Source organism: Ruegeria sp. CDSA034 (genome assembly GCF_059612275.1).
Window position 1 is genome coordinate 536,417 of record NZ_JBXWQH010000002.1, and the last position, 13,206, is coordinate 549,622.

General features: G+C 54.1%; 12 protein-coding genes and 1 pseudogene. 7 read left to right on the forward strand and 6 right to left on the reverse strand.

Going from position 1 to position 13,206, the window contains the following annotated elements:
* From AC2FLJ_RS06585 to yghX, 3 genes are all read left to right on the forward strand, one after another.
* Positions 1-1,299 carry a malonyl-CoA decarboxylase gene (locus AC2FLJ_RS06585; protein ID WP_496698374.1) on the forward strand — a complete coding sequence of 433 codons (1,299 nt, stop codon included), beginning with the start codon at positions 1-3 and terminating at the stop codon, positions 1,297-1,299.
* Complete coding sequence (locus AC2FLJ_RS06590; protein WP_496698372.1) at positions 1,296-2,819, forward strand: malonate--CoA ligase; 1,524 nt, start codon at positions 1,296-1,298, stop codon at positions 2,817-2,819. Before AC2FLJ_RS06585 ends, AC2FLJ_RS06590 begins: the two co-directional genes overlap by 4 nt.
* A gap of 86 nt (positions 2,820-2,905) precedes the next feature.
* Positions 2,906-3,793, forward strand: coding sequence for a YghX family hydrolase (yghX, locus tag AC2FLJ_RS06595; protein ID WP_496698370.1), 888 nt, complete (start codon positions 2,906-2,908; stop codon positions 3,791-3,793).
* Positions 3,794-4,002: 209 nt separating this feature from the next.
* On the opposite strand, the gene AC2FLJ_RS06600 is transcribed toward yghX, so the two are convergent.
* The 3 genes and pseudogenes from AC2FLJ_RS06600 to AC2FLJ_RS06610 form a co-directional block, all read right to left on the reverse strand.
* The gene (locus AC2FLJ_RS06600; protein WP_496698367.1) at positions 4,003-4,674 is read right to left on the reverse strand and encodes an HAD family hydrolase; all 672 of its coding nucleotides are present in this window, start codon (positions 4,672-4,674) and stop codon (positions 4,003-4,005) included.
* A 131-nt stretch (positions 4,675-4,805) separates the two neighbouring features.
* Positions 4,806-5,492 (reverse strand): LysR family transcriptional regulator substrate-binding protein, encoded by a 687-nt coding sequence (locus AC2FLJ_RS06605; RefSeq protein WP_282170085.1) that lies wholly within the window; start codon positions 5,490-5,492, stop codon positions 4,806-4,808.
* A 57-nt stretch (positions 5,493-5,549) separates the two neighbouring features.
* Positions 5,550-5,723, reverse strand: a pseudogene (locus tag AC2FLJ_RS06610) (LysR family transcriptional regulator); the annotation flags it as partial.
* 75 nt (positions 5,724-5,798) lie between these two features.
* On the opposite strand from AC2FLJ_RS06610, the gene AC2FLJ_RS06615 reads away from it, so the two are divergent.
* The 3 genes from AC2FLJ_RS06615 to AC2FLJ_RS06625 all read left to right on the forward strand — a co-directional run bounded on the left by AC2FLJ_RS06615 (position 5,799) and on the right by AC2FLJ_RS06625 (position 8,879).
* Positions 5,799-6,713: a DMT family transporter gene (locus AC2FLJ_RS06615; RefSeq protein ID WP_496698363.1), complete on the forward strand. Its 915-nt coding sequence runs from the start codon at positions 5,799-5,801 to the stop codon at positions 6,711-6,713.
* Positions 6,714-7,322: 609 nt separating this feature from the next.
* Positions 7,323-8,489 carry a reductive dehalogenase gene (locus AC2FLJ_RS06620; protein WP_496704958.1) on the forward strand — a complete coding sequence of 389 codons (1,167 nt, stop codon included), beginning with the start codon at positions 7,323-7,325 and terminating at the stop codon, positions 8,487-8,489.
* Between the two features lie 33 nt (positions 8,490-8,522).
* Positions 8,523-8,879 carry a hypothetical protein gene (locus AC2FLJ_RS06625; protein ID WP_496704925.1) on the forward strand — a complete coding sequence of 119 codons (357 nt, stop codon included), beginning with the start codon at positions 8,523-8,525 and terminating at the stop codon, positions 8,877-8,879.
* Positions 8,880-9,216: 337 nt separating this feature from the next.
* On the opposite strand, the gene AC2FLJ_RS06630 is transcribed toward AC2FLJ_RS06625, so the two are convergent.
* Positions 9,217-10,140, reverse strand: a complete 924-nt coding sequence (locus AC2FLJ_RS06630) for a helix-turn-helix transcriptional regulator (protein WP_496704926.1) — start codon at positions 10,138-10,140, stop codon at positions 9,217-9,219.
* A 61-nt stretch (positions 10,141-10,201) separates the two neighbouring features.
* Here AC2FLJ_RS06630 and AC2FLJ_RS06635 point away from each other — a divergent pair, with 61 nt between their 5' ends.
* A complete protein-coding gene (locus AC2FLJ_RS06635; RefSeq protein WP_496704927.1) occupies positions 10,202-11,611 on the forward strand; it encodes a sterol desaturase family protein in 1,410 nt (469 codons plus the stop codon).
* A 283-nt stretch (positions 11,612-11,894) separates the two neighbouring features.
* On the opposite strand, the gene AC2FLJ_RS06640 is transcribed toward AC2FLJ_RS06635, so the two are convergent.
* Positions 11,895-12,293, reverse strand: a complete 399-nt coding sequence (locus AC2FLJ_RS06640) for a RidA family protein (RefSeq protein ID WP_282170031.1) — start codon at positions 12,291-12,293, stop codon at positions 11,895-11,897.
* Positions 12,294-12,311: 18 nt separating this feature from the next.
* A complete protein-coding gene (locus tag AC2FLJ_RS06645) occupies positions 12,312-13,199 on the reverse strand; it encodes a sugar kinase (RefSeq protein WP_496704928.1) in 888 nt (295 codons plus the stop codon).
* Positions 13,200-13,206: the final 7 nt, after the last annotated feature.

A 13,206-nucleotide genomic window follows, 5' to 3' on the forward strand; every position in this document is an offset into this window, starting at 1 on the left:
ATGCAACGGAATTGGTTTCTAGGCGATCTATTAAACCAATTGCTGGACCGTCCTGACAAAAGGCGTGGCAAGGATGACAAACGATCCATTGCTGAACTTTGCGAGGCGCTTTTGTCCGCAGAAGGTGAGGTATCGGGCTTCACGCTCGCGTCCACCATACTTGACCGCTACCAGACCCTGGATGACGCGGGAAAACTGGACTTTTTTGTCTACTTGAATGACCAGCTTGAGTTAGACGCAGAAAAACTCGCTGACACGGCGCGCCTCTATGCCAATGATCGAAGTGTCGATCTGTATCAAAAGCTTAGTGAATCCGCAGAACCCAGGCGGCAAGAGTTATTGCGTCGGCTGAACCAGCCGTCTGGTGCGACGCAAGAACTTGTGGCTATGCGCGTTGATCTGCTGCGATTTCTCAAATCTGATGCCGAACTCAAGCGAACCGATATTGATTTTGTCCATTTGTTGCGAAGCTGGTTCAATCGAGGCTTTCTTGTTCTCAAACAAATCAGCTGGGATACGCCTGCCCGCGTTCTGGACAAGATCGTTGCATATGAGGCTGTTCACCAGATCAACGATCTGGACGACTTGAGGCGCAGGCTCTACCCACCTGACCGTCGTTGTTTTGCCTTCTTCCACCCTTCAATGCCCGATGAGCCGCTGATATTTGTCGAGGTGGCCCTTACAACTGAAATCCCGGACGCGATCGATACGCTTTTGTCTGAAGCTCGAGAACCGATTGAAGCCGAGCAGGCAAAAGTCGCGGCGTTCTACTCCATTTCAAACTGCCAAAAGGGTTTAGCAGGAATCAGTTTTGGGAACCTGTTGATCAAACAGGTTGTGACCGAACTTTCGCGAGAGCTTAGAGGTCTCGACACCTTTGTGACCTTATCGCCTATACCAGGGCTTAGCCGTTGGCTGGCCGGCGAAACAGAACATCCAGAGCACGGCCATACCGCCGAGGCCGTACTGGCAGCGACAGCCTCAGCGCAGGACGTGCGCGCGATGGCCGCCCGGTATTTGTTGCTTGCGAAGCGCGAAGATGGGATGCCGTTAGATCCCGTGGCCCGCTTTCATCTGGGCAATGGTGCTGAACTTCATGAGCTGCACGCTGACGCAGATCAGTCGCCAAATGGGCGCGCCCAGTCCGGAGGCGCGATGGTCAACTACCTTTACGATTTGAACAAAACAGAACGTCACCACGAAGAATTCGCGACACGTGCCACGATCCAAGCCTCGCGTTCAGTTCGTGCGGCTTCAACTGCGGAGCTTGCGATCAAACCAAGGGAAAATACAGCGTGACCAATACCCTCTACGAAAGCTTGTTTGCCCGCCACGAGGGCAACACGGCTCCATTCCTGCAACTCGATGATGGCAGGGTGGTTTCCTATGACGCGTTTCTGAAGCGCGCCGCACAGATCGCGCATGTTTTGCAGAACAGCGGAGTTTCTCCTGGGGATCGCATCGTAGTGCAGGCCCCCAAGCTGGCTGATACGATTGCGCTCTATGCTGCTTCGGTTCAGGCAGGTGCTGTCTACCTGCCACTTAACACTGCCTACACCATGGCAGAGTTGGACTACTTCATCTCTGATGCTCAACCGGCGATGATCATTTGCGACAGCAACGATGAAGCTGAAATCAAAAAATTGGCAGCCCAATCGGGCGCAAAGCTGCTGACCCTCGGCGGCGATAGTCCAAGCCTAAGCGTAGAGGCTGACGCACAACCCTGCGTATTCGAAACCGTGGATCGCGCACCGGACGACCTTGCGGCTTTGCTATATACATCAGGCACTACGGGCCGTTCGAAGGGTGCAATGCTAAGTCAGCGAAACCTGCTGTCCAATGCCCAAGCTCTTGTGGAATTGTGGGCCATCACCAGCGCCGATCGCCTGCTTCATGCGCTGCCAGTCTTTCACACACATGGGCTTTTCGTGGCGATGAATACGTCATTGCTCGCAGGTGCCAAAGTTCGGCTTATGGAAAAATTCGACATTGGCATGATCTTGGAAGAGTTGCCCCACTCGACCCTTCTGATGGGTGTCCCCACTTTCTACACCAGATTGCTTGCGGATGACGGTTTCACCAAAGAGGTCACAGAGAGCATGCGTTTGTTCATTTCTGGTTCGGCCCCATTGCTAGCCGAGACCCACCTAGCGTTCGAAACGCGCACCGGCCACCGCATCCTTGAGCGCTATGGAATGACCGAGACGAACATGAACACCTCGAACCCCTATGACGGTGAGCGTCGCGCAGGAACTGTCGGCTTGGCGCTTCCCAGCACCGAGGTGATCGTTACCAAACCCGAAACTGGAGAACCGCTGCCCCGGGGCGAGGTTGGAATGATCGAAGTACGAGGGCCCAATGTGTTCCAAGGCTATTGGCAAATGCCCGAGAAAACCGCCGAAGAGCTACGGGAAAACGGGTTCTTCATCACCGGAGATCTGGGTCAATGCAGCGAGGATGGTTATCTGTCGATCGTTGGTCGGTCAAAAGACCTGATCATCACTGGTGGTTACAACGTCTACCCCAAAGAAATTGAAGACGTCTTGAACGACATCGACGGCATCCTGGAATCGGCAGTTTTTGGCATTCCCGACGCCGAATTTGGAGAAGCTATAATTGCCACTCTGGTTGCCGAGCCTAGCGCGCAACTTGACATGGAACAGATCGCGGTGACCATCAGAGACAAGCTGTCGCGATTCAAACATCCGCGTCGCTACGAAATCGTCCCGTGCCTGCCGCGCAATACAATGGGAAAGGTCCAAAAGAACGTGCTGCGCGAACAGTACGCGCAAAAAGAACTGCCAATGGGTGTGTCCTAGCAGCCCGCTGAAAAACTCAAACCAACCACGACCCTTTGATCTGACAACCTCTCACTTCGAACTGCCTATTCATCAGGAGATTCACTATGACTCGCATGACGGCAAAGGACTTCGACCAGGAACTTCTGGACCTGTACGACTTTTACGCGCACGGCAAAATCACCAAGCGCCAGTTCCTGGACCGCGCCGGTAAGTTCGCGGTTGGTGGTTTATCTGCGGTCGCGTTGCTGAACATGCTCAGCCCGAATTATGCTTTGGCCGAGCAGGTATCCTTCAACGATCCCGATATCCATGCAGACTACATCACCTATCCTTCACCAAATGGAACCGGCGACGTTCGGGGCTACCTTGTTCGGCCTGCAGGCGTTGAAGAGCCCCTGCCAGCAGTGCTGGTCATCCACGAAAATCGCGGCTTGAATCCCTACATCGAAGATGTGGCGCGCAGATTGGCGAAAGCCGGGTTCATGGCTCTGGCTCCAGACGGCTTGACGTCGGTGGGCGGATACCCAGGCAATGACGCCGATGGGCGCGAGCTGCAAAAGACAGTGGACCGGGTCGAGTTGATGAACGATTTCTTTAATGGGTTCGAATACTTGTTGAACCGGGATGATTGCACTGGGAAGGTCGGCGCTGTTGGTTTCTGCTACGGCGGCGGTGTGGTCAGCGCAATTGCCGTGGCTTATCCCGAACTGGCCGCTGGTGTCCCGTTCTACGGGCGCCAGCCAGCGGCCGAGGGTGTGGCCAAAATTCAGGCACCACTACTGATTCAAATGGGAGAGCTTGATGAACGCATCAACGCAGGCTGGCCAGATTTTGAGACTGCTCTAAAAGCCAACGATAAGGTATATAAAGCTTACATTTACGAAAATGCCAACCACGGCTTTCACAATGACAGCACGCCACGTTACGATGAGGAAATGGCAAACTTGGCTTGGGACCGAACCATTGATTGGTTTAATACCTATCTGAAGTAACTGCGGGGAGCTACGAAGCCGACCTTGCGTTGATATCGCTTTGCGGACGCCCACAGTTCTCCGAGAACAAATCCCGTGAAGTCCGAGCACTCTGACTTTCGTGATTAGAGAAACCAGCCTTTCGCAGCGCTCGCAAGATCGTTCGCCATGCGAATTCACAGATCGCAGACAAACTGCGCGTTCGCTGCAGTTGCGTGAAGGTCAGCTTTCTATTCCGGAACTACCATCAGACCAACCGCGTGGGCGCCGGCGATGATGTTGCTGGCGATGTGATGCCCGAGCGCACGCAGTTCGGCGTCGGGGGCGACGATATCGGGGACCTGCACCGTTATGAGGCCCGCCGCGTGGGCCGCGCGGACGCCGTTGGGCGAATCCTCGAACGCAACGCAGTTTGACGGATCGTGACCCAGACGTGCCGTGGCATGTAGGTAGATATCTGGCGCGGGCTTGCTGGCAGCGACCTGATCACCGCCTACGACGTCGCGAAAAAGCGCGCCGAGACCCGCTCGCTCGAGATGCAAATGCGCCTTTTTCGTCTGGGTGCTGGTGGCAATGATGTAAGGTATATCCCGCTCGCGCAGGTGTTCTGCCATCGCGCGCGCACCCGGTTTGACGGGGATGTAATCCGCCAGCCGTTGCGCGATTTCGGCGTCCCAGACGGCATCAAACTCTTCCAGATTGACGCGCCCCGCTAGCCCTTCGGTCAAAAGTCGGCGTCCTAGCACACGGTTCGTGCCGACTAGCCGCCGGAACAGGTCGTCGTCTTGCGGCAATCCGAGTGCGTCAAGCGTGGTGCGGAAGCCTTCGAAGTATACCCGCTCGGTGTCGAGCAACAGGCCATCCATATCGAAGACGACGGCTTGGGGAGTAGGAAGAGGCATGAGGTGTGGCCGTGCTGAGGTTCGAGTGTGCGTAGCTTGAATGAACGTTTTCGGGCGCAGTGGAAAGGCCTTAAGCGGGCATTGCTGCCGCCCACTTAGTGATTTCTAATATCCGATTTGAACTCAAAAGTTCAAATCGCGACGTCGCTTCTTTCTTTTGTACACGTCGTCAAAAAATCGTCTCTACTTTTTTCTACGACCTCAACAAAAGCGACCGCCGCAGGGGATGGCGTTGCGTGCGGATGCATCGCGAGACCAATTTTTCGTGTCCTGACTGAATTCAGCGGTTTGCTGACCCAGCCCTCTTTACCATTCGTTGGCGGCAAGGCCATCTCGGCCACGACCGAGACGCCTTGGTTGCGCGCCACCATAGTCAACGTACTTAGCATCTGCGATGTCCGGTACCGCACATTTGGACTAAGACGGGCCTGCGTGAACAAACGGCGAATGATCCGGGCAGAACCAGATTCCGGCATGATGAATGGCATTTCGCACAGTTGCTCCAATCGGATTGAAGATTGCCTGGCCAAAGTATTATCGGCAGCAACCAAGGCGACAAACTGGTCCTGTGCCACAGGCCAGGTCCGAAAGCGTTCATCTGGTAACACGACAAAACCAAGATCAATGCGCCGGTCTTCGATCCAACGGATAATCTCATCGTCAGCGGCTTCTTCAATCAGTACTTCGATACCAGGATGGGCTGCATGAAATGCTTCGAGAAGGCGCGGCAATATCTGCAATGATGACGTGGCACCAAAAGACCCAATGCGCAGTCTGCCGGTCTGCACTCCACGATATTCCGAGGCCTCCTGATGCATAGCGTCGGCTAGCCCAAGAATTTCGCGTACGCGGGATAGAAGTCGTTCGCCCAACGGGGTCAGTTCGATTGGGGATACGGTGCGATTAAAAAGCGTGATGCCAAGCTCATCCTCAAGACTCTTGAGGGCATGAGACACTGCGGGCTGACTTATCCCAAGTCGCAATGCAGCAGCCGTAAACCCGCGCGTTTCGGCAAGAGTGACAAAAATATCAAGCTGACCAAAAGTCATAAGTAAATACTCATTTGACTATAACATAGTATAACTGAAATTCGGCATGGGCAATCCGATGTTTTAGGTGTTTCCATGTCCCAAGCCCTGTCATATCCCATAGCGTCGCAGAACGCTTTGCTTTACGTCCGGCTCTCAATGGTGGCCTTCCTGTGGGGCGGCACATTTGTTGCCGGCCGCGTCGTTTCGGGTGAAATGCCCCCTCTGGTCGCGGCAACCGCTCGGTTTGGCCTGGCAACTCTGGTATTGCTTTATCTTGTCTGGAAAGCGGAAGGTGGTTTGCCTCGCCTCACTTGGCGGCAGAGCGTGTTGATGGGGCTTCTCGGACTGTCCGGCGTCTGCCTTTACAACCTGTTCTTCTTTGCCGCTCTGGCTGAGATGCCAGCTTCGCGAACGGCACTGTTTGTTGCCTTCAATCCGATAGCCGTGGCTCTAGTCGGGGTACTGATCGCGCAACGGCTCCTACCGATTGGGCAAGTTGCCGGGATTTGTGTGGCACTAGCCGGGGCCGTGATCGTGATTAGCGGAGGGGACGTTGCCGGACTGATGACTGACGTCCGGCAGAGTTTTGGGCAGGGAGAACTGTTCATGCTGGCAGCGGTGGGTAGTTGGGTGGGCTATACGCTTCTTGGACGCAAAGCTCTAGGAAGCCTCTCGCCACTGGCGGCAACCACTTGGGCTGCGCTGATCGGGTTTTTACTTCTGGCATTGGGGTTGCCGTTGGCCGGTCCCGTGCAAGTGCCTCAGTTGCCCACGTTCACCTGCACCTTGGCCATCATCTACCTGGCCATTGGTGGAACAGTCGTGCCATTTGTTTGGTACTATCGAGGGGTACATTCGCTTGGGCCTGAGCGTGCGGCGGTGTTCACCAATCTCGTCCCCGTCTTCGGGGTAGCCCTTGGGGCTGCTATTTTGCGCGAACCGGTTGAGGTTTCCATGCTGGTGGGCGGTGCGCTAGTGATTGCCGGAGTTTCACTCACCAACCGATGATGATGTCAAATGCCAAGAAACAGTCGGTTGGACAGGTTTTTTGTAGATCGATTGCTGGCTTTCACTGCGGATCGCAACGTGTTCAAAAATCCGCAGCAATAAAGACAGGCCAGTGCTCAGCCGACCTTGGATGCGGCGCAGCAACTCGTGTCCACTGACAAATTGCTCAAACAAAGCCGGCACATAGCGGTCATTCGTTGGGGTCTTGCCATGCTGCGCTTGCAGTCCGCATTGCCGCCATTCGCTGCAAGTGCACCGTTCCAACGTTGCTAGAAGTCAGCAGCGCTGGACAGAGTGTGATTTCGCTACCGCGCCATCAATTTCTGTTTTCAAAACTCAAAGCCGCTCACTTGTTTGAGATCGAATCTTCTATTTGAGGTCGAATCTTCACACCTTCCCAAAGAATTCGCTGGTGACCGGCATGAGTGCTTACGAAAGGACTGCCCCTAAAAACGTTTGGATCATTTTGAACAAGTGACCGTCGTCAGCCGCTTTCGCTGCTCCGAAGCGGCTTTGCCAGAGACTATCAACATTCAGCCGATCCCCAACACCGACCTTTCGCGCACGCTAACCTTTGACAACGGCTTCACCTCACCGCATCGTCTCATCATGGCCTACCCCTCCAACAAACCCCAACGAGCGGACGACGCTGCTGCAGGCATCGATGTCACGGACGAATTCGAACGTTTCAACCAACGTAATGACATTTTTACCCGCGCCTTCTGGGATGAGCGTATCCGCAGCAAACAGACCGACGCGTTCTTTGCCTCGTACCGGATGGATGCCATCCCTCGTCGTGGTGACGGATTCACCCAGCGCGACTTCGCGCTTAGAAACGCCTCTTGGCTAATTTCGGACTTGATCTCGGAAAGGGCTGGCGAATCCGGTAAGCGCGAGGGCTTCCAGGCCCCCATCGACAACGACACACCCGTCGCCCCGACACAGCAACCGATTGACGATCCAGCCGCGATGGCCAAGGAAATCAAACGCATCGCCAAATTCTTTGGTGCCGATCTCTGCGGCATCACTGATCTGGATGACCGTTGGATTTACGCAACCCGCGTTGACACCCGTGATTTCTCCGACGCGCCCAACGACCTGCCAGAAGGCATGACATCTGTCATTGTGATGGGCCATCAGATGGATGAGGACCTCGTCGCCACTTATCCTTCCGCGCTCGCGGGGGCCGCCACCGGACGTGAATATTCCCACGAGGCCAGCATCGTGATGCAGCTTGCGGCCTATGTCCGAAACCTGGGCTATCAGGCCACAGCCTCTATGAACGACACCGGCCTCGTGATCCCCTATGCGATCAAGGCGGGTCTGGGCGAATATGCCCGCAATCAAATGGTGATAACACCTGAATACGGGCCGCGCTTACGGTTCTCCAAGGTTTTCACCAACCTCCCATTAGTCCATGATCCACCCAAACCCTTAGGCGTGCGTGCGTTCTGTAACATCTGCACCAAATGCGCTGATGCTTGTCCAGTCAAAGCGCTCCCCTACGGCCCGCCTGAGACCTCCGAGGACCCATCGGCCATAAAAGGTGTGCGCAAGTGGACTTCCGACGCAGCCAAGTGCTTCGGATTCTGGGCTAAACTGTCCTCTGATTGTGCCATCTGCATGCGCGTCTGCCCATTTAACCGCGACTTCACGCAATGGCACCACCGTCTTTGGTTGAAGATGGCGTTCTCGCGGTTTCGCAAATTTGCTCTCTGGCTTGACCGGAACCGCGGCAAGCGCGCCAAGCCTACAGATTGGTGGCAAAGCCCTTAGTGTCAAACCTGACTGAGGCCACAGGATAGTTCCATGCATGGCAAGGCTGTTGCTTCCTCGGCGAGGCTTGTCTTGATAGGAATTCGCGACAACAGCGAAATCAAGTCTATGCAAACTCACACGTCGCAAAAAAGCCCGCTATTGAACTGTCGTTGGTGCTTGGGGGGGTATTCGGCCGAAACATGGGAGTCCATCGCGAAACCCTTGCCTTGTAATGCAAGTTGTCCGTCCAAAGCGTCGTTCCAGCCCAGGCTCTTCTACCAAATTGAAGTAAAGTGTGTTGAGGAGAAAGAAGACTATCGCCCAAAGCTGCAGGAGTGGCAACTCGATGCCACTGCTTCCGCCAGTGTCATTCGAATGGCCGATGAAAGCATGGTGTCGCGCACATAGCGATAAGGTCCGCTGACCACAATTCTTTGAGGTGGGTCCCACGGCGCAGGAGTTCCATACCCCTCAAGAACAAACATTTTCATCGTCTTGGCGGCAAAGACAAACACGGGGATCGCCAACATCGGTGCCACAACCCAATGCAAACGGTTTAGCTGCGTGGGACCGTCGGTCAGAGCGCACATCCTGTTAGAATTGGCGACACAGATGCGTCGGGGTTCAAATTCTTTGGGTGAACTAAAGGCTGACCAACGCGATCAAGCGCAACAAATTGGTTCAAATTATTACGCACTCCCAAGCCCGAACGAAATCAGGCTTAAAAGGCGGCTTTGCGGAAATATTACAAATGTGACTTCGTCGTTTCATGTAAATGCGTTTTCCGAAATTCCGAAGGTGTCATCCCAGTTTGAGCGCGAAAGGCGCGGTTGAATGGCCCCAGTGAGGAAAATCCCACATCGTAAGCGATGCTCAGGACCGAACGCTCTGCCAGTTCGGGCGATGACAACATGGATTGCGCCTCTTGAATGCGGAACGCGTTCACGAAGCTCGCAAAATTCCGGTGCCCCAAGCCTTGATTGATTGCGGACCTAATGCGGTGTTCCTGTGTCCCAAGATGTGCGGCCACTTGGGCAACGGTCAGCCTTTCGCAGCGCCACAGCCCCTCAGACATCGCGGTTTCAATACGAGTCATGAGCGCGGACTGCGCTGGGTTGGCTTGGTCACCCCGCTTTGGCGGGCGCGGTATCCAGATGTCTGGAACCACGCGAACCGACCACAGCAGGAACGCACTTGCAGACAGGAAAAACGTACTTGCCTGTAGTGCAAATACCCAGACAGGAAGCGCTTTATCCAGATGGGTGATTTCAAATCCGGTAATGAGAATTCCCAAACTGAGGATCCAGATCAGAAACCAACGCCGAAACCGGCGACGGGCCTCGATCAGATCCCCTGCCTGACCTGAAACTACGATCCACAGGCTATGGAAAAAGAAGATCAGTACGCAGATACCGCGAACTACACCAAGTTGCAGCTGTAGTTGAGAAAGCCATGCCAATCCGACTATCAACACAGCGATCAAGATCTGCCAAGGTCGAACAAAAACGTCATCCTGGAACAGCTCAATCACGGCCCAATAGAGCAAGACAGGGATCACACCTGCGATCATCACAAGCACAATCCGAACCGGGCCGTCGGTTAGATCAATGCTTGGCGAGGACACAATCAAGTAGGGGCCAAAACTGAGGCACAGCAAGACTACTGCCATGCTTTTCCGCTGGAATCCCCCGTTTCTCATGAAGACAGCGGCGCATAGCACGAGTGTGCCGATGGCACTGCCGCGCAGGAAGATATCCAAAATCATTGGGTCTGACATCACATGCGCAATCGAAGTCGGATTTACCCCGCCGGTCAACGGTATAGCCATGCTGAAACTGAAAAATCCTCGCCGATTTTGCAAGAAACGGGTCGACTTTCAAACTCAGCGTGCTCTGATTTGCTTCGCTGGCCACTGTCCGCCACATGTCAATTCGCATTCGGAGCAGACAATGACTCAGTTAGCCACACTCCTGTCCATCTACACGGATGTCTTCGGCGGAGACCTCTTACGCTATATTTTTGGCGCCGGCGGCACGTATCTATTGATCAATATCATGCTGGCACGGCATCTTTTTGCACAGAAAATTCGACCCTCTGCAGTGCCACAAGGTCAAATCCTCCGCGAGATACTGACAAGCCTGCGCACAGTGCTTATTTTTACTGCCGCAGGGACATCCATCGTGCTTGGTGCAAGGGCAGGTGTCATCACAATCTACCAAGACATAGCCGCATTTGGCTGGACCTATTTCGCGTTCAGTATCGCGGTTTTGATTACCCTTCATGATGCGTGGTTCTATTGGACGCACCGTGCCCTGCACTACCCGCCCCTGTTTCGCCGGTTTCACCGCTTGCATCACAAATCACACCAACCAACTCCCTTCACCTCCTACAGCTTTGACGTTGGCGAAGCCGTGGTGAACGCTGTCTACTTGCCTTTGGTTCTGATCATTCTGCCAACACACCCAGTCGCTCTGTTCATCTTTGTGACCCATATGATGCTGCGCAATGCAATCGGGCACTGCGGGATCGAAATCTTCCCCGCCAACGCAAAAGGCAAGCCGGTCTTTGGCTGGCTCACGAGCGTTACTCATCACGATATGCATCATGCGCATGCGCGATATAACCACGGGCTCTATTTTTCTTGGTGGGATCGGCTTATGAAGACGGAGCATCCAAGATACTTGACCGAATTCGCCCGCGTCGCACCGCGTTTGCCCGTCCGAATTGTCAAAACAGCTTTTTTGGTGATTGTGGTTGGCGTCGGTATGTTGGCCAGCCAAGGACATGCCTTTGACCTTAAAGGCCATTACGCATCCCCCGGGCTCGGCGTGATTGTCGCTTTTGAAGATTGCGCATCGAATGAAGCAATGAAGTGTGGACGTCTTGTTTGGGTTTGGAACAAGGACGATACGCCTCATGCGCAGGTTGGTGATATGATCCTGACCGAATTGGTCTTTGACGGCATGGTATGGGAAGGGGCGCTACGCGATCCAGAAACAGGACGGACATATCGTGGATCCATCCGGCAATCGGCCAAGCATCAGTTGACACTTAAAGGCTGCGCTGGGGTATTCTGTGCACATCAAACTTGGCATTCGACCCAGTACCTCAAAACTGTGCTCAAACGTCATGGGAATTAGGTACAAGGCCGTCTCCAAAGACGGCCCTGAGCTGCCGTTGACCGGTGCCCATCAATGCTGCGGTTGCACCCGCATGCCAGACACTCGCTGCAACGCAAACTCAGTAGCTAACCGCACTCACAGTATGCGCAAAAAGCCGGTCATTACTTTCTCAACTTCAAATGTCCCCATTGCCCCTGAGCGTCTCAGAAACGCATCTCTAAAATGTTGATCTGTTCAATTAAAACAAAATAGGCTGGCGAAAAACGCCAGCTCTATACAATTGGTGTGAGGATCGTGTGGATTATCCAAGCGGTTTGTATACGACCGCATCAATCTCGACCTTGGCGTCTACCATGATTTGTGAACGGACTGTGGAGCGCGCCGGGCCTCCGTTGGGAAAATAGTCTGCATAGACCCGGTTGAACGTCCAAAAGTCGCGGGGATCATCCAGCCAGACACCAACTTTTGCTATATCATCCAGGGTGCAGTCAGCCAGTGCAAGAGCTGCTATCAGGTTTTCCATCGTTTTCCGGGTTTGCGCCTCAATACCACCCGCTTCGATTTCGCCGTTTTCTTTCATCGCAACCTGTCCGGAAATGAACACAAAATCTCCGGCTCTTACCGCAGGTGCAAAGGGAAGCGGTTGCCCGCCTGCTCCGGTTCTGTCATCGCCCAAACGCGCGATCTTTTTCTCTGTCATTGAAGTGATTTCCTTCTGTTAGGTTTTTCCGTAAGGAATTGGATCCACGGCGCCATAGCCTGTGGTTGATCGGGCTGCTCCCTGGTTCGCAAGCTCAGCTGATTTCAGGACATCTTTGCTTTTCAGGTAGGCAGACAGAAATATTCCGTTGAAACAATCTCCGGCACCGGTGGCATCAACCGCTTTAACCATCACGCCGGGGATAGTGTGTATGCCTTGCCCTTCAGACACGGATACGCCGTCCGCGCCCAGTGAAAGTGCCACAATGTCTGCGCCCAGATTGTGGTAGAAGCTGATGATTTCCCCAGGGCTGTGAAGGCCCGTCAACTGGCGGGCATCATCGAGCCCTGGTAACGCAATATTGCACCTCTTCATTACATCGTGGGTAACCTGTCGTGCCTTGTCCAGTGGCCAAAGGGCTGTGCGTAAATTGGGATCGAAGGCAAAAGGTGTGCCGGACCTATACGCTGTTTGGATTGAATGTAGAGTTGTTGACCGTAGCTCAGGACTTCCTCCAAGGCTGATGCCGGAAGTATAGAACATTCTTGCGCCGGAAATTGCATCATCCGGAGCCTGATTTGGGAGCATCCGGCTCGCAGCGGAGCCTTTCCTGCGATAGACGAAATGGTGACCGTCATCATTATGAAAAACAAAGTACAGCCCAGTATCTTCGCCAGAGGCCATTTCCACATGTTCGTGGTTTACACCTTCCCTGGACCACAGGCTCCTGAGCTTTTTACCAAATTGATCGCCACCGATGCGGGTGATCAAAGCAACTTTCGTCCCTTGTCTCGCGGCCGCGACGGCGACGTTGGAAACGTCACCACCGAACCCGCCTTTAAACGAACCATCCGGGCAAGCGGTTAACTCGAACAGGGGTTCCCCTAAACATATGAGGTCAGTCATATCGCAC